At 69.7% G+C, this 20,954-nt stretch carries 8 protein-coding genes; 5 read left to right on the plus strand and 3 right to left on the minus strand.

The window, feature by feature from the left end:
- Positions 1 to 105: 105 nt before the first annotated feature.
- Complete coding sequence (locus HWX62_RS00050; protein WP_175931235.1) at positions 106 to 1,062, minus strand: LysR family transcriptional regulator; 957 nt, start codon at positions 1,060 to 1,062, stop codon at positions 106 to 108.
- A gap of 102 nt (positions 1,063 to 1,164) precedes the next feature.
- On the opposite strand from HWX62_RS00050, the gene HWX62_RS00055 reads away from it, so the two are divergent.
- The 4 genes from HWX62_RS00055 to HWX62_RS00070 all read left to right on the plus strand — a co-directional run bounded on the left by HWX62_RS00055 (position 1,165) and on the right by HWX62_RS00070 (position 5,505).
- A complete protein-coding gene (locus HWX62_RS00055; RefSeq protein ID WP_175931236.1) occupies positions 1,165 to 2,289 on the plus strand; it encodes an aryl-sulfate sulfotransferase in 1,125 nt (374 codons plus the stop codon).
- Between the two features lie 59 nt (positions 2,290 to 2,348).
- A complete protein-coding gene (locus HWX62_RS00060) occupies positions 2,349 to 3,704 on the plus strand; it encodes a uracil-xanthine permease family protein (protein WP_175931237.1) in 1,356 nt (451 codons plus the stop codon).
- A 277-nt stretch (positions 3,705 to 3,981) separates the two neighbouring features.
- Positions 3,982 to 4,494 carry a DUF2165 domain-containing protein gene (locus HWX62_RS00065; protein WP_175931238.1) on the plus strand — a complete coding sequence of 171 codons (513 nt, stop codon included), beginning with the start codon at positions 3,982 to 3,984 and terminating at the stop codon, positions 4,492 to 4,494.
- 75 nt (positions 4,495 to 4,569) lie between these two features.
- Positions 4,570 to 5,505, plus strand: coding sequence for a tyrosine-type recombinase/integrase (locus HWX62_RS00070; protein WP_175931239.1), 936 nt, complete (start codon positions 4,570 to 4,572; stop codon positions 5,503 to 5,505).
- 37 nt (positions 5,506 to 5,542) lie between these two features.
- On the opposite strand, the gene HWX62_RS00075 is transcribed toward HWX62_RS00070, so the two are convergent.
- On the minus strand, positions 5,543 to 6,022 hold the full coding sequence (locus HWX62_RS00075; protein WP_175931240.1) for an RES family NAD+ phosphorylase: 480 nt from the start codon (positions 6,020 to 6,022) through the stop codon (positions 5,543 to 5,545).
- A complete protein-coding gene (locus tag HWX62_RS00080; RefSeq protein WP_006480981.1) occupies positions 6,019 to 6,474 on the minus strand; it encodes an antitoxin Xre/MbcA/ParS toxin-binding domain-containing protein in 456 nt (151 codons plus the stop codon). Before HWX62_RS00080 ends, HWX62_RS00075 begins: the two co-directional genes overlap by 4 nt.
- 792 nt (positions 6,475 to 7,266) lie before the next feature.
- Between HWX62_RS00080 and HWX62_RS00085 the strand changes: the two genes are divergently transcribed.
- Positions 7,267 to 20,943 carry an LWXIA domain-containing protein gene (locus tag HWX62_RS00085; RefSeq protein WP_175931241.1) on the plus strand — a complete coding sequence of 4,559 codons (13,677 nt, stop codon included), beginning with the start codon at positions 7,267 to 7,269 and terminating at the stop codon, positions 20,941 to 20,943.
- Positions 20,944 to 20,954 lie beyond the last annotated feature (11 nt).

Genomic DNA, 20,954 nt, shown 5'->3' on the forward strand with positions numbered 1-20,954 from the left:
CATGCAGCCGGACGTCCACTGCGACGTCGCCGACCCGGCATGCGGGTTTGTCTGCTGCATTGCAGCGCATTCCGATGCGCCCATGCGGCGCGCGTCGCGACGTCGTTACCTGTGCGCCCGGCGACGCGTGCCGGTCGCCCGGCCGCCGCGAGCGAAACCGTGCTCCATCGCGTCGATCGCGTCGGAAAAGAACGCGAGAAACATCGTCATCGCGACCGTCGCGCTCATGTCCGAGCGCTGGTAGATGCAACTGAACGAGCGCGCCCCCGCATCGGCGAGCGGCGTCCAGGCGAGCCGGCCGGCGGCCACGTCGTCCGCGACGTTTTCCGCGATCAGGAAGCCGACGCCGGCGCCTTCGGCCACAAGACGCCGCACCATCGACACCGAACCGGTTTCGACCAGGGGCCGCACGCTGCGCGGCTGCCGCGCGTCGATCTGGTCGAACATCGCGCGCAGCTCCGTGTCGGGCGTCATCAGGATCAGCGGATGCGCGAAGCAGTCGCGCATCCGCACCTTGCCGCCCGTCGATGCCAGCGGATGGCCGGGCGCCGTGACGACACCGAGCGGCTGCGCGAACGCGCGTACCTCGACGACGCTCGCCGCGGTGCGCCGACGCAGCGCATAACCGATGTCGACCTCGCCCGTCTCGACCCAGCGCACGATGCTCTCGCCGTTGCCCGAACGCACGCTGTACGTGACGCCCGGATAGCGCTGCATCGCGGCGAGGATCGCGTCGGGCACGAGCTTTTCCGCCGTCGACGCGGGCACCGCGAGATTCACGTGCCCGCGCCGCAACGCGCGCAGGTCCTCGACCTGCGTCAGCGCATTGTCGAAATCGCGCTGGCCGCGCCGCACGGCCGCGATCACGATCTCGCCGGCGAGCGTCAGCTGCATGCCGCGCGGCAGCCGGTCGAACAGCGGCACGCCGACCTGCTCCTCCGGATTGCGGATCTGCTGGTGTACCGCCGCGGCGGTCAGGTGCAGCGCCTCGGCTGCCTTGCGAATCGAGCCGCGCCGCGCGACTTCGTCGAAACAGCGGAATGTCTGCGATATCGAACGCATGAAGAGTCCGTTAGATTTTTCCGAACAGGCCGTCAAGAATAATCCGATTTCGTTGACCGGACGAATCGTCTAGATTGCGCTGCATCCCCGCATCCGATCCGCATGGAGACCGCAGTGACGACCGTCGACCAGATTACCCAGCGCCGCCGCGGCGTCGGCCTCATCGCGCACGATCCCGCGTTGTCCGCGGGCGGCTATACGCTCATCGCGCCGCAGACGGCCGACGGCAACGTCTATCTCGTCGGCATCGACGGCAAGGTCGTCCACCAGTGGAAAATGCCCGTGCGCCCCGGCCGTCATGCGGTCATCCTCGCGAACGGCAACCTCGGCTACAACGGCAATCATCCGCACTCCGAATCGCGCTACGCACCGTGGTCGATGTGGCACGGCGGCGACTTCTACGAGGTCACCCCGCAAGGCGAAACGGTGTGGCGCTACGAGGACCCCGCGCATCACCACGACGCGCAGTGGCTGCCGAACGGCAACCTGCTGTACGCCGCGTGCGAGCCGGTCGACGCGGCGTTCGCGCGGCGCGTGCCGGGCGGCACCGCGCACGGCGACGACGAAGTGATGTTTGCGGACGTGATCCGCGAAGTCGATCGTGCCGGCCGGATCGTCTGGGAATGGCACGCACGCGACCATCTGCGGCCGGAGGACTTTCCGATCGCGGCAGGCTTCGGCCGCTATCACTGGCCGCTCGTCAACGGTCTCGCGGTCGATGCGAACGGCCGCGTGCTGATGAGCCTGCGCACGACATCGGGGATCATCGGCGTGAACCGCACATCCGGCCGTGTCGACCTGCACATCGGGCCCGACGTCGTATCGCACCAGCATGCGCCGGTGCCGCTGCCGAACGGCAACATCCTCGCATTCGACAACGGCAATTTCCGCCATGGCGCGCACGTCGCGTTCTCGCGCGTCGTGGAAATCGATCCGGCGACGCAGCGCATCGTGTGGTCGTATGCGGACGACGTCGTGAACCTGTTCTACACGCCGTTCATGGGCAACGCACAGCGCTTGCCGAACGGCAACACGCACATCACGGAATCGTCGACGGGCCGGCTGTTCGAAGTGACGCCGGCCGGCGAGGTCGTCTGGGAATACGTGATCCCGTGGTTCGCCGAATACCCGGACGAAGCGGCGCGCAAGACCGGCCCCGGTCAGTTGAACAGCGTGTTTCAGACGTTCCGCTACAGCGCCGCGCAATTGCCCTGGCTACGGACCTGAGCGTCCGTTCACCGCCGGTTTCCGGCCATCGTCGACGTTCGTTTCCGAGGGGCCCTGCCGTGTCGCACGATCCGATTTCCCCGCCCGTCGATGCCCGGCTGCCCGCGTGGCAGCTCGCGCTGTTCGGGCTGCAGCACGTGCTGTCGATGGCCGCGTCGCCGATCACGGCCGTCTTCCTGATCGCGAAGGTGCTCGCGCTGCCGGCCGACCTGACGGTCCAGCTCATCGGCGCGACGTTCTTCGCATGCGGCGTCGGCACGCTGTTGCAATCGCTCGGCGCCGGCCCGATCGGCGCGCGCATGCCGTTCGTGATGGTGCCCGGCGGCGCACCGACGATGCTGTTCGCGGGTATCGCCGCGCAATCGGGCCTGCCGACCGCGGCCGGCGCGGCGCTGCTCGCCAGCGCGTTCTACTGGGTGTTGCTGCCTGTTTTCACGCGCTGCCTGCGGCTCTTTCCGCGCATCGTCGTCGGCGCGATGCTGTTGCTCGTGTCGATCAACCTGATCCGGATCTACGCGACGATCGTCGTCGGCCAGCCCGGCTCGGCCGACTTCGCGCAGCCGCGCGCGCTCGGTCTCGCGCTCGCGACGATCGTCGCCACCGTCGTGGTCGCGGGTGCGTTCCGCGGCACGGCCGGGCGCCTCGCGGTACTGATCGGGCTGATGGCCGGCGCGGCGCTCGGCTGGGCGCTCGGCGCGATGCCCGCGCTCGCCGACGTGTGGCGTGGGCCGCTCTTCACGCACCCGGTGTGGCTGCCGTTCGGGATGCCGCGTTTCGACCTGCTGGCTGCGCTGCCGCTGCTGATTTTCACCGCGATCTCGATGGCCGAGGCCACCGCGCAGACGGTCGCCGTCGGCGAAACGTGCGGCAAGGCGATTTCGCTGCCGCGCGACGTGCCGAAGACGATACGCGGGGATGCGCTCGCGTCGCTGGCGGGTGCGCTGTTCGGCACGCCACTGATCGTGACGAGCGCCGAGAACATCGGCGTCGTGCAGACGACCGGCGTGCGCTCGCGCTACGTGACGGCCGCCGCCGGCGCGATCCTGATCGTCATCGCGCTGTTCGCGCCGCTCGCGCGGCTCGCCTATGCGATTCCGGCCGCCGTGGTCGGCGGCACCGCGCTGGTCGTATTCGCGATGATCGGCGTGATGGGCATCCGGCTGCTCGCGAGCGTCGACCTGCACGCGCGCGCGAACCAGTACACGCTCGCGGCCGCACTCGTGATCGGCCTCGCGCCGATCCTGGTGCCGAACCTGTATCGCCATTTCGGCGCGCCCGTGCAGATCGTGCTCGGCAACGGCATGGCGGCCGGCACGCTCGCGGCCATCGCGACGCAACTGGCGTTCGCCGCGCTCCCGCGGCTGCGCGGCCACGCGCATGCGGGCACGACCGCAGCACCTTCACGCGACGCATAAACGCGGCGGCACGCGCGCGCCGCGCCGCTTGACGACGCCTGCGCTTCGACCGACAATCGCCGCTCCCTCCTGGCGCGGGCACTCGATCCAGCCGGCGCGTGCGTCTCCTCGACGCCGCCCCGGCTTCAGGTTTTCCAGTCCCGATCTCCGCGCCGCCGTGCACGCGCACGCCATTCGACCGGCCTCGCCGGACACGTTTACGCAGGACCTGCCTCCGAACGCCGGCTCGTCGCCGCGCGCTCGCGCCCGTGCCTGCCCGCTCATTTCGGAGTCCATGATGATCATTCGTCTTTCCAAGGCAGCCATGGTGCTGGCCATGGCCTTTTTCGCGTCGCTCGTCGCATTCGGCAACATCACCGACTACGCGACGAATTTCGCGTTCGTGCACCACGTGTTCCTGATGGACACGACCTTCCCGGGCAACGGGATCATGTATCGCGCGATCGGCACGACGTGGGTGCATCACGCCGGCTATATCGGCATCATTTCGATGGAAACGCTGACGGCCGTGCTGTGCTGGAGCGGCGGAGCCCGGCTGCTGCGCGCGCGGCGCGCCGGCGATGCGGAATTCCGCGCGGCCAAGGGCCATGCGGTCGCCGGCCTGACGCTCGGCTTCCTCACGTGGCAGGTCGCATTCATGTCGGTTGGCGGCGAATGGTTCGGGATGTGGATGTCGAAGCAATGGAACGGCGTGCCCGACGCGTTCCGGTTCTTCATCACGCTGCTGCTCGTGCTCGTGTACCTGACGATGAACAACGACGGCGTCGACGACGCGCGGGCCGCGCACTGATGCGCCGGCTTGGTCACGTACGAACCGGGCATCCGGACGATTGCTTGCGTCACCGCGTCCGGCTATAAAGCGGGGATGGACACGAATCGCTGGATTCACGATCCCGTCGGCGCGTTTCGCGCGTGGCAGGAAACCGCTGCGACCGGTGCCGGCCGCCGGCCGTTCGCGCCGCGTTCGGTCGTGCAGCACGTCGCGATGTTCGAGCGGTTCCTGCGCCACCTGAGCGCGCAGCGCGTGTCGCTCGCCACGTTCGGGCCCGACCATGTCGCGGCCTTCCTCGCGAAGCTGGACCGTACCTGCGCGCCCGGCACGTCGACGCGCGTGCGTTATGCGAAGCTGATCGACCGGCTCGGCCGGCATCTGGTCGACGCCGGTGTGCGCACGGTCCATCCGGGCGGCCGGTCGACGCGCGATTTCGCGTGGCCGGACAGCGAGCCCGAGCCGTGCTACCTGCCGCCCGATGCCGACGCGGCGCTGCAGCGCCATGTGCAGCCTCGAGCGGACGACACGCCGGCCGACTGCCGGAATCGCGCGATCGTCGCGCTGCTGCTCGCGAGCGGCATCACGTCGGCCGAGATTCGCGCGGCGACAGGCGACGCGCCCGATCTCGACGCGCGGCCGCCGGTGTTGTCGGTGCCGCGCGATCGCGCGCGGCCGGCACGCCGGATCGCGCTCGCCACGTTCGCGGTGGCACCGCTCGCCGCATGGCGCGCGCGCTCGACCGACGCCCCGCCGTCGGCGCTGCTGTTTCCCGCGCCGCGCGGCGGCGCCATGAACGACATGTTCCTGCTGCTCGTCGTGCGCGACGCGCTGAACGCGATCGGCTTTCACGCTGCGGACATGAGCCCGCGCGTGCTGCGCAATACCTATGCGCGGCGCCAGTTGCTCGCCGGCCACGCGCATGCCGACGTCACGGCGATGCTCGGCCTCGCCAGCATGCGAACGGTCACGCGCATCCGGCAGACGCTGCCGCCCGATGCGGCCGCGGATCGCGCCGCCCACGAGCGCTGATCGCGCGCCGCCGGCGCGAACCGGGTTTCCCGGCTTGCTATTCGCCCGGCTTCGACTGGATCAGCCGCAAAATCCGCGTGTCGTACGGCGATTGCATCACTTCCGCGATGCGGATCTCGGACGCGGCCGGATGCAGCGGATTCAGCAGGAAATTGTGGGCGTGCGGTACGACGACGCTCGGCACGCGCAGCAGCGCGCTCGGCTGCGTGTGCAGCCACTCGGTGCCGGCGCTGCGGGTCCAGTCGACGTTCGTTCGCCAGTCGGCCGGCGCGTCGGCTTCGGCGATTTCGGCGACATCCACCGAATCGGGCACCTCGATACGCAGCAACTGGTATCCGCTCGGCAATTGCGCGACGGTGGCGATTTCGAAATGAACGAGCGTCTCGAGCAACGCGAGCGCCGGATGCTCGGCGAGATACACGACGGGCTGCCCGGCGAAATGCCAGCGCCCGCCGGCCCGCAATCCGCCGACGCCTCTCAGATCGGCGTAATTGCTGATCCGCCACAGCGTCGTCAAGCGAAGTACCCCTCGTCGATCTGCGTGAGGGCCTCTTCGACGAGCCGCGCGCCATGCTCGGTGCTCGCCATGTCGAGCGACGTGCGGCCGCCGAAGCGCTGAAGCCCGTTGCGCAGCCACGCCATCGCCTTGTCCTGGTCGCCGAACGTGGCCGTCGCCTGCGCGACGATGCGGGCGAGGCGGATCGCCTTGTCCGACTCCTCCGGCGACAGGCGTTCGTGCGCCTGGCGGCGATGACTCAGCGTGCGGCGCGGAATGATGAAGGCCAGCTCATCCGATTTCAGCCCGCGCTCCGACAGCCGGTCGATCACCGACACGTCGACGCGCGCGCTCGCCAGCTCGGCCAGATCGGCGCCCGAGCGGACGCGAATCGCCAGCAACTGCTCGAGAATCGTGAATTCGGCCTGACGCGGATGAGCGACGCCCGAAGGATGAAAAGCGATGGTGCTCATGACTGTCTCCGGCAATTTGCCCAACCATTATAGGCGTTTTGCCGGATGCTTGCGGATCGTCGAATGGCGGGTGGGCAGCCGGGCTGGCAGGCCGTTATTCGGGGTACGCGAATCGAAGATTCGCCCCGGTGAAGGGACACAACAATTCAGTATATAAAGTCAAGAAGACCGACTTGAAGTTGTCACGTAACAATTTTCCAACGGGAATAAACGGACCGAGGGAGTCGTGCCGTTTCCACACTCGATGACTCGCCCTCCGTCGGTAAGACCGCTTTTGCCGACGACACGTTGAAGCGCATGCTCGGGCGAGCCGGCCCAACCGACCGACATCGGTGCGACTCGGCCGGGTGCCTGCACGCCAACACAAGAGAACCACCCGCTGTATCGGTTCCTGTTCCGGTCGCATCGATATCGGCTGAATGCACTCGTCTAACTCGAATCTCTCCCTCGATCCGAGGCACACCCCACTACTCCACCATGCCCCATCATTTCGCACACCAATCGCAAAATCGAAAGTGAACAGTAAGGAAACATGCATCGCCGCAAGGCAGCTGTAACCCCCGAACCCGACCGAATCGATACGCACGCCGCCTCGTCGCACTGCCCTGCGCATCGCGCACGACCGGCGCATGGTCGCTTCTCGTAGCGATCGCCGGACCGCCCGCCTCCCCTCCGCCCCATGCTACGAATCGCCTCCGTGCCCGCTCCGGCCGCTTCCGTACACTCGAAATCGCGCCATGCGGCGCAGGCGGCGTGCAACGTGCGTACGGCCGCGCCTGACGGGAGCCTTGCATGTTGTCCATCGACGGAATGGGTTTGGGGTTGAACTGGCAGCGTTTCCTGTCGCAGACGCTGGATCCCGACCTCGCACCGAAACCGCCGCGCAATGCGGACGGCACGTCCAACGACGGCCCGAACAACGGCCCGGCCAACCCGGTCGGCCCGACCACCATGCCGCCGATCCCCGTGCAGGCCGATCTCGGCACCGATCCGTCGAAGCCGACCAATGCCGAAATCGCATCGGCCACCGCACTGCTCCAGAGCATGGCCGATCAGTATCGCGTGGCGCCGCCCGAGATCACGGTCGACAACGACACGACGCGCGCGGTCCAGCGCGTGATTCAGGACGCGCAAACCCGGTACGACAACGCGCAGCAGGCGCTGCAAGGCGCGCAGGGCGTGTTGCGGATGGCGAACCGCGACCCCGACGCGACGCCCGACGAGCGCAAGGCCGCACGCGACAACTACACGAAGGCGCAGGATGCCGCCGCCACCGCGCAACGCGAACTCGACGTCACGACCGACGCCGGCTACCGGATCCTGTACGGCGAACAGGCGAAGGCCGACCAGTACAGCACCGACCCGACGAACGACAAAATCGAAGGGCCCGCGCAACAGCAGGCCGATGCGAAGTTCACCGCGCTGCAGAAGCTGTTTCCCGACCAGACCAAGGCCAATCCGAACTTCGTCCCGCAGCAGGGCGACTGCAAGACGCCCGCCCAGGTCCAGGCCTACGACGACTGGCAATCGGCCACCTCGACTGCGGTAACGGCGCAGTCGAAGTACTGGGCGGACGTCAGCAACGCGAATCTCGCCTACACGCAATTCCAGTCGTACATGGCCGATCCGGCCTACAAGGACGCGATCGATACCGGTGTCGGCAAGCTGAACGATGCGCTCGCGCCGCTGCAGTTGCAGGTCGACCTGCCCGATCCGCCGCCCGCCGATGCGAACGGCCACGTCGACATGAATGCCGTGCAGGCCAAGATCGCGCAGGCCGCGAAGATCGCCAATTACTCGAACGCGGCCTATGCGGCGTCGCTCGACGCGCAGCAGGTCACGACGCTGCAGCAGAAATACGATGCCGACAGCGCGTGCCTGACCGGCTCGACGCCCGGCGCGACGAAAGACGACAAGGCCGCGCTCGATCGCGCGACGACGCAGGCGAACACGAGCGGCAGCTACCTGCAGATGCTCGGCGCGCGGTTGAGCGTCGACGACTTGCAGGCCAAGTACGACACCGCGAAAACGGCATCCGACGACTGGCATACCGCGAATCCGCGCTCGCTGGATCCGCATCCGAAAGTCGACACCGACCTCGCCGCCGCGTCCGATGCGCTCGCGCAGGCGAAGCAGAAGGCCAGCCTCGCGCACGATGGCTTCGTCGTCGCGTACGGCCAGACGCTCGCGCAGCAATATGACGACGCCGGCGCGCAGATCGATGCGCAGCTCAAGCTGAAGGTGCCGTTCGTGCTGCAGAACCCGACGCCGACGCTGTCGACGAATCCGCCGCCCGCCACGGCGACGCCGTCCCCGTCGGCGCAACCGTCGCCGTCGTTGAGCACGTCGCTGCCGAGTACGTCGAGTACGTCGAGTACGTCGAGCACATCGAGTACGCCGGCTCCGTCGACGACGCAAGCGCCGACGCCCACGTCGTCGTTGATCACGTCGGCACCGGCCAGCGCGCTGTCGACGTCGTTTCCGCCCACGACGCCGTTCACGAATCCGTCGTTCGTGCTGCAGCCGCCCGGCTCGAACGCGTCCGTGCCGACCACCGCGACCGGCCAGACCGCGCTCGACGCGAAAAAGCTCCATGTCGTCGCGGGCGCGCTGCGCGCGGCCGACGGCCGGCTGTCCAACACGTTCAACGACGCGGCCGCGAAATTCCAGCTCGCGAACGCGAAGACGCAGGAAGGCGTGCTGAAGGCCAAGCTCGCGGACATCCAGAAAACCTACGACGACTGGTACGCGAACAACCCGACGCCGGTGCGCATGCGCGAGGTGCACGGCGACGAAATTCCGATGTTCACGCCGCGGCGTCCGAACCCGTACCAGGGCCAGCTCGACCAGGCGCGCAACGACCTGCAGCAAGCCAGCGCGACCCTCAACAAGCTGCAGCTGCTGACCGAGATGTCGCATCAACAGGTGCTGCTCGACCAGTTCGATGCGAGCCTCGCCGAGAACCTGCGCAATCCGCAGAGCCAGGACGACAAGGAGGCCTATTCGAAGGCGCTCGACGGCTTCTTCCGCGCGCACCGGGGCGAGCTGTCGCAATCGCTGCTCGACCAGGCGGGCGCGAGCACGAACAAGGCCGCGACGATCGATTTCGGCAAGCTGACCGACAACGAGCAACGCAACCTGATCGGCACCGCGATCGGGCTCCCGCCCGACGTGCAGCCGTCGTCGGACACGGGCGCGGGCACGCCTACCGCGCCCGTCAACGACGACACGGTGCGCTACACCGACAAGGACAAGCTCGACACGATCGACAAGGTGCGCGGCGAAATCCTGAAGCTCGGCGGCGGCAGCGGCACGCAGGTCAACGTCCTGCCGCTGATCTACTCGGACAAGACGGCCGGGATGGTGACGAGCGCGCTCTTCAAGGTCACCGACGGCAAGGGCAACGTCCAGTACGTCGACGACACGTCGGCGAAGTACGACAACATCGGCGACTACCTCGACAACAACCAGCTCGCGTCGAGCGGCACGCTCGATCTCGTGACCGGCTACGACGACAACGGTCATGCGCAGTTCCAGCAGAAGGCCGCGCATCACGACGGCTGGTTCGACAGCGCGCTGAACACGCTGACCGGCGGCAAGGTGAACCTCGGGATGATGGGTCTCGGGCTGCTGATGGAAGGCGCCGGCGTGCTGCTCGACGCCACCGGCGTCGGCGCGTTCGCCGGCGGCGCGCTGAACTTCGCGGGCGCGGTGATGATGGACACGGCGATCGGTTCGAGCATGACGAAATCCGCGCTCGATATCGGCTCGCGCTGGGAACACAACCAGAGCATCAATCCGTTCACCGACGCCGGCGCGCGCGGCGACTGGCTCAACCTCGTGCCGATGGGCGCGGCCGGCGCGGCGAAATTCGCGGGCTCGGAAGTCTTCGGCAAGACGATCACCGCGCTCACCGGCTCGGCGAAAGCCGCGCGGGTGACCACGGCGATCGTGCGCGGCACGTCGCTCGCCACGGGCGTCGGCGCCGCCGGCGAAAGCTTCGTCGAAGCCGCCGTCGATTTCGCGCACGGCGACAGCGAGCACGGCTGGGACGCGCTCAAGTCCGGTTTCACGAACGTGGCGCTGATGGGCGCGGGCGGCGTGCGGGGCCGCGTGGTCAACGCCACGGTTCGCGTGACCGGCCGCCCGGTGGTCGCCCGCTCGGCGAACGGCGAACGCATCTCGATCGACGGCCAGCAGCTGCAGAAGATCCTGAGCAAGAACGAGCCGTCGCAACTCGCATTCGGCGCGACGCGCGCGTCGCTCGACGGCGTCGACATCAAGGTCGCGAAGGACGGCACGCTGATGGCGGGCGACAAGGTGCTCACCTACGACGACATGCCCGTGCGCGTGCTCGACTCGCTCAACAACAAGGACCTGAACAACCTGCCGCGCGGGACGTCGGTGATCCTCGGCGAGAACGGCGAACTGAGCATCGTCAAGCTGACCGGCAAGACCTGGACCGAAGGCACGAGGATCGAGTCGGTCACGGAGACGGGCGACCGGCTGTCGTTCGGCAGCGACGGCGAAATCGATGCGCCGTCGAAGCTCGTCGCGAAAACGCCCGTCCCGTCGAACAACGGCTCGCGGCAGCCGGCAAGCGACGAGGCGCCGCCGGCCGGCAGCGCACCGCGGACGACGCCGGCCAACGAAGCCGCGGCGCGCGCCACCGAAGCGAACGACACGGCCACCGCGACCACGGCCGCCAGCGCACGCAACGCGCAGCGCACGAGCGAAGCGCAGGCCGCGCGCGACGAGAACCAGCAGGAAACACGCACGTCCGATTCGCATGTCGCCGCGCAGAATCGCCGCAGCAGCGACCTGCGCGCGGAACACGATCCGGCCGCGCCCAGCGCACCCGGCGCGGGCGACCTCGACGAACCGGCCGGCATCGCGCCGCGCACGCCGGTCCGCGTGATCGACCTGACCGACGCCGAACCGGCGTCCCGGCCCGCGACGCTCGACCCGGCCGGCGTGTCGGTGCCGCGCGGCCCGTCGGTCGAAGCGCTCGAGTACGGCGAACATACGCTGTTCATCGTGCGCAACGGCGAGCGCCCGGCAGCCGCCCTGCCCGATGCGGCGCGGCCGCGCGCGGCGGGCGCGCTGCCCGCGGACGTCGCGGAACCGATCGTCGTCATCGCCGATGCCGCGGACGCGCACGTCGCGCCCGAACTCGCGAACCGCTGGCAGCGACCGGTCTTCGCGGCCGCGCCCGACGCGCTGCACGCGGACGGCACACTGCGCGCCGATGCGCCGCTGACGCGCTACCTGCCCGCCCCCGACGCCGTGGCGGCAGGCGGCCGCGTCGTCGGCGCGAACGCGCAGGCGGCGCACGCCGAGGCGGCGGGCGTCGTCGAAACCGATCCGCCCGCGGCGAATCCGGACGCGCCCGCCGCACGCCGCGCCGCGCCAGCCGTGAACGACGACACCGTCGTCGTGCTCGCGACCACCCGGCGCAACGCCGCCGATCCGGCAACCCGCGCCACCCTGCCGCAGCCGCCCGCGCGCGCGGCGCGTGCGCTGGACGGCGCATTCAGCGCGCCGAACCGCATCCTGGTGCTCGTCAAGCCGGCCGAGCGGCCCGCCGCGCACGCAGCGAACGATGCACGCGACGCGGCGCAGCCGACACCCGAGCCGGCCGGCGGCGCGCGGGCGGAGGATCGCGCGCTCCCGGCCGCCGCGCACCCGGAAACCACCGAAGCGCCGCCGGACCCGGCGCTTGCCGGCCCAAGCCTGTTGACGCGGCTGCAGATGCGCTTCGGCGGCGCGCCGCTGCCGGATGCGGTCCACGCGCTCGCGCAGCAATCGGACACGCTCACGCAGCAGTTGCGGATGCTGAGCGACGCCGGTTGGCGCGTGAGTCTCGGCAAGCGCGGCGGCGGCAGCCGGATCGATCCGAAGCGGCGCCGTGTGACGATCGACGGCGGCCTGCACGATTCGGGCAGCATCACGTACACGCTCGCGCACGAGGCGAAGCATGCGGTCGAGGCGATCGACGGCACACTGGATTCGCTGGACTACAGCGGCCGCAGCCGCTTCACGCGCAAGGCGCTCGAAGCCGAAGCGCGCGCCCAGATCAACGCGTTCGAAGCGCGCTACGAGATCGATCTCGCGGGCGGCGGCGACATCGCGGCGAACACGACGCTGCCCGACGCGCTCCAGCACGAGGCCGACCGCTGGTCGCCGTCGAGCGACTATGCGGGCACGGTCGCACGGCTCGCCGACGCGTTCGCCGATGCGCCGGTATCGGGCCGCCGCGGCGAAACCTATCAGGCCTTTTACGACGGCATCCGGGACAAGCAGAAGCGCCGCGGCGGCGCGCCGCACCGGATGCCGGCGCCGCACACGACCGAAGCGGCCGGCGGCGCGCACCTGCCGCGCACGCTCGAGGAACAGGTGCGGTGGAGCGTCGCGCATGCGGAGGCAATCTCGCCGTTCGCCGAACGCGCTCGCCCCGAGCCGCGGCAGATGACACTGCGGATGCTGGACGAACGCACGTCGTCGGGAACCGAAGAACCGGTGACGATCATCCGCGGCCGAACCGACGCCACGGGCCAACTGCTCGACGCTCGCGGCCGCCCCGCGCAGCACGTCCCGTTTTCGATCGCGCATTTCCTCGCCGGCACGTCGACCAGCGCCGGCACCGGCCGCGCGCTGGTGCTGGCCGCCGAGGACGGGCACGCGGCCGCGGCATGGCTCGCGAACACCTGGCAACGGCCGGTCTACGTGCCGGACGGCGGCACGATCCGCGCGTTCGACGCGGCCATGAGCAACCCCGGCAGCGCGCGGCCACGGGCGCGATTCGATGACGCACCCACGTGGACCCGCTATGCGCCGTCGCCACGCGAGCGAATCGACTACGGCGAACTCGCGGTCGACGAGCACGGCCTGCACGTCGCGGGCGATCCGTCACGGCGACTGGACCCGCAAGCGCTGATCGGCCCGTTCCTCGGGGCCGGCATCGAAAAGAGCGTGTTCGAGCTCGGCAAGCGCAACGCGATCGGCCTGTACGACGCCGATCCATCGCGGCCGCGCGACGACCAGCTCGCCAATCATTACGACGCGCTCGACACGGAACGCACCGGGCTCGACCTGCTGCGCCGCTACGGCATGCGCACGCTGACCATCGACGGGCCGTTCTCGGTCGGCAACCGGATCGGGATCCTTTACCATCCGCTCGCCGAACTCAGCAGCCGTGCCGTGTCGCTCGGCGCGTTGCCGTCATGCGTCACGCACGAATCGATGCAACAGCTCGCCGCGATGCGCGAGATCGTCGAGCGCGATGGCCTGGTGTTCGATTTCCAGGGGGTGCTCGACTCGCGCGGCGAGTTCTACTTCAGCGACCCGGCCACCGTATTCCGCACGGACGACCGCGAGGAGATCGACGCCACGCTCGAGGAAATCGACAACGTCATCGCGCCGCTCGAACGCGGCATCGGCAACGGCAGCATCGCGCTCGCGCATCCGGCGATCGCCGAATCGCTGCCGGACGGCGCATTCGTCCAGAAGCCGTCGCTCATCACACGCATCCGGATGTGGTTCGGCGGCGCACCGCTGCCCGATGCCGCGTATGCGCTCGCCGGCCGGTCGAGCCTGCTCGCCGCGCAGATGCGGCTGCTGAAGTCGGATGGCTGGCAGGTCGTGTGGGGCCGCGCGGGTCGCGGCAGCCGCACCGACGTCGACGCGCGCCGGATCGTGATCGACGGCGGCCTGCGCGGCACCGGCACGCTCGTCTATACGCTCGCGCACGAAGCCGGCCATGCGGCCGACGTGGCGAACGACCGGCTCGGCCTCGATACCAGCAGCCCCGACGCGTACGTGCGCAGCACGCTGCTCGCCGAAGCGCGCGCGCAGGCCAACGCGTTCGCGGTGCGCAAGCAGATTCTCGAATCGACCGGCATCGACATCGCCGAGCACGCGGTGCTGCCCGACGCGATCGCGCGCGAAGCCGATCATGTGATGCCCGGCGACACAGCGGGCCTCGCGCGCCTCGCCGACGCATTCGGCAACGCGCCCGTATCGGGCCGCGCCGGCGAGCACTACGGTGCGTTCTATGGCCGCACGTGGGATCGCGCGCAGCAGCCGGGCAGCGCGTCGCTGCGCATGCCCGCGCCGCACACGACCGAATCGTCCGGCGGCAGCGGCGGCGCACGGTTGCCGCGCACGCTCGACGAACAGGTGCAGTGGAGCCATGCCCATGCGGACCGTGCGTCGCCGTTCCCGCGCCGCTGGTTCGGCGGCGGCTCGCCGAAACTGACCTTCTCGCGCCATGGTCCGGTGTCCTATGCGAACGGCGAACCGCTGACGCTCGTCCACGCGCGCACGGATGCCGCCGGCGGCCTGCTCGACGCACACGGGCGCCCCGCCACGCCCGTCGACTATTCGATCGACCATCGCCACGCGTTCACGCCCGCACGGGCCGGCGCGCCGATCGTCCTTGCCGGTGAAGGCGGCGCGGCACACGCCGCGTGGCTCGCGAACCTCTGGCAACGCACGATCTACGTGCCCGACAGCGGCACGGTGCGCGCGCTCGGCGAGCCGCGCGCCGACGGCACGCAGCGCATGCAGTTCGGCGGCCCGGGCGCGTGGACGCGCTACACGCCGTCGCCGCGCGAACGGATCGATGCGGGCGCGCTTGCCGTCGACGAACACGGGCTGCACGTCGCCGGCGATCCGTCGCGGCGCGTCGATCCCGACGCACTGCTCGGCCCGTTCCTCGGCGCGGGCACCGCGAAGGCGGTGTTCGAACTCGGCAAGCGCCACGCGATCGGCGTATTCGACGCCAGCGGCGACAAGGCGCGCACGATGCTCGCCCATGAAAAGCGCGGGCTCGAACAGTTGACGCAGCTCGGCATGCGCACGGTCACGGTGGACGGGCCGTTCACGTATCGCGGGCGTGTCGCGGTGCTGTACAGCCCGCTGGCCGAGCTCGGCAGCCTCGACGTGATGCACGGGATCCTGCCGAAACGCGTGACGCGCGAATCGATGCGGCAGCTCGTCGCGATGCGCGAGCTTGCCGCACGGCACGGCCTGTCGTTCGATTTCGAAGGGCTGTTCGATGCGCACGGCGAGTTCTATTTCAGCGATCCGTCCGTGCTGATTCCGCATCCGGACCCGGCGACCAACCGCACGCCCGGGATGATCGATGCCGTCATCCAGCCGCTCGAACGCGGCATCGCGAGCGGCCGCGTCGAACTCGCGCACCCGGTGATCGGCGAATCGCTGCCGGACGGCGCATTCGTCCAGAAGCCGTCGCTCATCACGCGCATCCGGATGCGGTTCGGCGGCGCGCCGCTGCCCGATGCCGCCTATGCGCTCGCCGGCGAGTCGAGCCTGCTCGCCAGTCAGTTGCGGCTGCTGAATCCGGGCCGCTGGGAGATCGTGCAAGGCCGCGCGGGCGCCGGCAGCAAGGTCGATGCCGAACGGCGCCGGATCGTGATCGACGGTGCGCTGCGCGGCACCGGCACGATCGTCTACGTGCTCGCGCACGAGGTCGGGCACGCGGTGGAAGCGGCGACGAACCGGCTCGACCTCGACACCAGCAGCCCCGATGCGTATGCGGAAAGCGCGCTGCGCGCCGAGGCGCGCGCGCAGCTCAACGCGTTCGCGGTGCGCAAGCAGATTCTCGAATCGACCGGCATCGACATCGCCGAGCACGCGGTGCTGCCCGACGCGATCGCGCGCGAAGCCGACCACGCGATGCCGGGCGACGCAGCCGGCCTTGCGCGCCTCGCCGACGCGTTCGGCAATACGCCCACCTCGCTGCCCGGCAACCCCGTCTACCGGGCGCTGTACCGCGCGCAGGCCGAGCAGGCGCTGCGCGACGGCGCGGCCGGGCGGGCCGGCGCCGCGCGGACGATGCCGTCGATGATGGTGTGGCCCGTGCCGGACCCGTCGTCGTTCCTGCCGGCCGCCCCCGCGCTCACGCCCGAAGCGCGCGCGGCCGACTGGCTCGATGCGCACGGCAAGCGCGACCTGAAGCGGATCGACGGCACGCAGCTGGCCGACATCCGCGACCTCGCGCAATACGCAGGCCCCAACGCCCATGTGCTGATCGCGAAGCACGTCGACCGGCCGGCTGACGACGGCACGCATCCGCAACCCGAATTCGTCGCGAGCCTGACGACCGATGCGTACGGCCAGCCCGGTCAGGTCGAATCGGCCGACCCCGGCGGCACGCCGTCGCACGACTTGCGCGACGCGCTCTATCCGGGCACGCGTCCGCGCAAGCGCAGCGGCAGCGACACGCCGCATGAAGCGCGTGCGCAATTCGACTTCTACCTGTCGCCGGTGTCGCTCGACGAGCTGCGGCAATTCGGCGGCGCGGCGAAGGTCGAAGCCGTCGATTCGAAGCGCGTGTGGAATGCCGAGCCTTCCGGCGACGCGCCTGCGCAGGAGGTCGTCGAGCAGATCGGCGAACTCGCCCGTGCGCCGCAATTCAAGCGTCCCAAGGCGGCCGTGAAGGCGGCCGACGGCAACACGACGATCTTCGCGGTCGACCGGAAGACCGGCAAGGTGCTCGGCTACGCGGTGCCCGGGCAAGGCGGCAGCGGCTGGGCGTATCACGAGAAAACCTCGGTCGGCGACGCATCGATCGCCGAACAGGATCTCGGCACCGCATTCCGCCGCCGCGCACGCGGCCTGCCGGACGGGCGGCGCGGCGTCGTGTTCGTGCCGTCCGCGCTGCCGGAATCGGTGGTGTCGCGCTATGGCGGCTTCGAGCCGGCCGAGCGGGCGTTGCCGATCGCCGAGCAAACGCCGCCGCGGCTGAAAACGAGCGACCGCGTGCAGCGCCGCCTCGGCAGGATTCAGTCGAAAGGCAAGCCGCCTGCCGGCGCGACGTCGCTCGCCCACCGATGGGTCGCGCCGAACCTGCTGCCGAAGTCGCCCGACGACGTGCACGATTTCAGCGGCGCGAACACGCTGCATCTGCGGCGCGTGATCGATCTCGGCCAGGTCGGTCCGGCATACTTCATCTACGTCTACGGCACGGAAGGCGCGCTGATCGACACGCTGCACCGGCCGGACGGCATCCTCGCGACTCGCGACGGCACGCTGCAATGGTTCGACGATGCCGCGCATTTCGCCGATAAAGGCAAGCCCGGCGTCGATCTCGACAAGACGAAGATCGGCGGCGGCCCGGACGGCTCGGACCGGCATTTCCTCGTGACGCGGCTCGATCCGGCCGCGTTCGATGCGCGCACGAAGCCGACGCAGGTTGCCGCGTATGCGTTGAAACAGGCGGAACTCGACAAGCAGTTGCAGAAGGCCGCGGCGGAATCGTCCGCGCCGTTCGGCGAACTCGCGCGCCGCATCGCGGCCGAACTGGCCGCCGCCAGGCGCCAGCAGGCCAGACTCGCCGGCGATCCCGCGTCGTCCGGCGCGTCGTCCGGCCGCCCGCCTGCGAAGCCGAGGAAGCCCGCGCGCGGCAAGACCAGGAAAGGCAATCAGAACGCGCCGGCGGCGCCCGCACCGGCTGCATCGCCGGCGCCGCCGGCCGGCAAGCCGTTCAGCATCAAGACCTATCAGCCGGGCCTGACGAGCGCAACCGTCGCCGAATGGATCCTCCGCTTCGGCAAGGCGAAGGTCGACGACTGGTTCCCCGAGCACGAACGCGTGAAGGCGTTCGCGGGCCGCAGCGGCGAGCCGCTCGATCTCGGCACGACACGCCAGGTCATGATGGCCGACAGCGTGATGATGAAGGCGCTCGGCATCCCGTTGCGGCTCGCGCGCGATGCGTCGAGCATGCCGTGGCGCGGCCCGCTGTCGCGGCCCGACCACGCGGCGAACGTGGTGTCGCGCCATGCGAAGCGCGCGATCACGTATCTGTCGATCGCGCGGGCCGCGGACCGGCACGCGCTGCAGGCCTATGCCCGCGCGAAGGCCGAGATCCAGGATCGCCTCGCGCTGATGGCGCGCGGCTTCACGTTGCGCGACGACCCCGCCGGGATGCTCGCGCTCGTGAAACGCTACGGCGGTGCGATGCCGGTCGTATCGGTCGCGGTCGATCCGTATTCGCTGGCCGCCGCGCTCGGCCGGAAACACGACCCCGCGTTCATCCGCCGCGTGCGCGAACTGGGCAAGCTCGACCACGCGCAGTTCGACGAAGCGAACGCGCGGATCGACATCGACGGCACCGGCCGCCATCTCGAACTCGACGACCTCGACCACCTGTTCAAATGGCTCGACGCGGCGTCCGAAGGCGGCTTCGTGCTGCGCCTCGAAACCGCGCCGTCGCGCGCGCTCGTATCGGCCGAGGACCAGCGCACGCTGGCCGGCACCAACGACGCGTACCACGACTACGTGCGCACGTTCGACGCGCTCGAAACGTGGGCGCGGCAACACGCCGGCGCAACCGCGCCGCATGTGATGGTGACCTTTCACGGCTGGGACGCCGTGCTCGAACCGGCACCGGGCGACGGCCACCTGAAGCTCGTCGAGGCCGTGCTCGACCGCAAGGAACTCGACTGGGTCCATCTCGGGCTGTCGTATGCAACGCACGGCTCGGACTTCGTCGCGAACCAGGACCTGACCGCCGCGCTCGCGCGCAAGCTCGTCGACTACGCGCTGCACGCGCCCGACAAGCTCGCGCGCCTGCATGGCGCCGATGCGCTCACGCGCGTGTTCGAACGCGTCGGCGCACAGACGCTCGCGAACCAGCACCAGGTGCTGTTCGCCGAAGTCGAGCGCGTCGGCCTCGCGAACGGGATGACGCCCGACCGGCTCGCGCAATTGCGCGCCGACCTGTACGAAGGCCATACGACCGCGTTGATGGATCGCGCCCGGCAGGCAACGATCGCCTATGCGAAGGAGCACTACTGGAATACGGCCGCGCCCGCGAACCGGGCCGAGCTGCGCGCACGCGATGCCGGCAACCGCTGGCTGAACCAGCATGGCCAGCCCTATACCGAACGCAAGATCGACGCGCAGGCGAACCCGAATGCATCGAGCACCGCGTTCTGGCGCGCGGTGGCCGCCGATCCCAAGCTCGCGATCGACGAGACCAAGCCCGTCATCGTGAACCGCGACATCGCCGCGCAGCCGAGCCATCAGCGCAGCAGCCCGCAGGAGGCCGCGCTCGCGCAGCTCAATGCGCTGCGCGTCCACCGGCCGTCGTTCGGCAAGCGCGACTGGGCGTGGTCGCTCGGCTTCGGCGGCACGGTGGCCGGCGCCAGCTCGCTCGTGGCGCTGAACGTGTTCAACGGCATGACCGTGATGAGTTCGGATGCGCTCACTCACGCGAACACCGCGCTGTTCGTCGGTGCGCGCGCGGGCCGCGTGTTCGGTGCGATGCACCAGGGCGCGGTACAAAGCCTGCAGAGCGGCGACCCGCGCGCGGTGCACGACGTGCTCGACCGCCTGCAGCGCTCGCTCGCGCAGCAGCTGAGCGCGCCGGTGCACGGCTACAACCCGGCGCGACTCGAACAGCTCGACCTGCTGACGAACGAGACGCGCGTGAAGGCGAGCCACTTCGTCGAAATGCATCGCCAGGGGCTCATCGGCTTCGACGATGCGGCCGCGCAGATCAAGGAACTGGCGACCGACCTGCTCGCGAACATGCAGGGCATGGTCGGCGGCACGTCGCTCGCGCAACTGCATCACGGCAATTCCCGCCGGCTGCTCGGCCTCGTCGGGCGCGGCAGCGCGATCGTCGGCTATTCGGGGACGATCGCCGTCGGCGTGCACGGGCTCATGACCGCGCCGACCGTCGCGGGTGCGCTGACGACCGCGAGTGCGGCGCTCGCCGCGACGTATTCGGGCCTCGTCTATGCGGTCAGCGCGCACCGCGTGAACGCCGACAAGCGCAGCCGTGTCGTGCGCCTGATCGACTCGACGTCGGATTTCGTCGGCGTCGCGAGTTCGATCGCGCAATACGACAAGGGGCACTACGGGCTCGCGGCAACGGCCGCGACGTCGACGTTGATGCTGCTCGGCGCGCGCCTGAACACGCATTTCCCGAATGCGACGCGCTGGGTCAAGAAATACCCGACCGCGCTCATCCTCGTGCCGATCGGCATCTGGGGTTTCACGCAACTGCAGAACCTGTTCTTCGGCCCGCCCTCGGGCGGCTCGGGATCGTCGACGCACAAGCCGAAGTCGACACCCGCGTCGCCGTCGCCATCGCTCCCTCCGCCGCAGTCGCAGCCGACGGCCGGCACGCCGACGACCGGGCTCGCGCCGGGCGCCACGGCAACGCAACCGCCCGCGACCGGCACGACCGGCAACACGGCGCCCGCGCAACCGCCCGCGCAACCGTACATCGTCGTGGCCGGCGATTCGCTGTGGGTGATCGCCGACGCGCATCGCCAGTCGCTGCTCGACGCGGCGCACGTATCGCCGGACGACCGCAAGGCGATGACACGCGACCAGCAGGATGCGCGCGCGCTGAACGAAATCCTGCAGTTGAATCCGGGCCTGGCTTCGGCACCGAACAGGCTGCGCATCGGGCAGTCGATCAACGTCGGCTGATGCGCGGTCGG

Source organism: Burkholderia sp. BCC0506 (genome assembly GCF_902833145.1).
Lineage (GTDB): Bacteria > Pseudomonadota > Gammaproteobacteria > Burkholderiales > Burkholderiaceae > Burkholderia.

Coding starts and splice junctions, on each gene's coding strand:
- HWX62_RS00050 (WP_175931235.1), bottom strand. CDS start 1,062: ATGCGTTCGATATCGCAGACATTCCGCTGTTTCGACGAAGTCGCGCGG.
- HWX62_RS00055 (WP_175931236.1), top strand. CDS start 1,165: ATGGAGACCGCAGTGACGACCGTCGACCAGATTACCCAGCGCCGCCGC.
- HWX62_RS00065 (WP_175931238.1), top strand. CDS start 3,982: ATGATCATTCGTCTTTCCAAGGCAGCCATGGTGCTGGCCATGGCCTTT.
- HWX62_RS00070 (WP_175931239.1), top strand. CDS start 4,570: ATGGACACGAATCGCTGGATTCACGATCCCGTCGGCGCGTTTCGCGCG.
- HWX62_RS00080 (WP_006480981.1), bottom strand. CDS start 6,474: ATGAGCACCATCGCTTTTCATCCTTCGGGCGTCGCTCATCCGCGTCAG.
- HWX62_RS00085 (WP_175931241.1), top strand. CDS start 7,267: ATGTTGTCCATCGACGGAATGGGTTTGGGGTTGAACTGGCAGCGTTTC.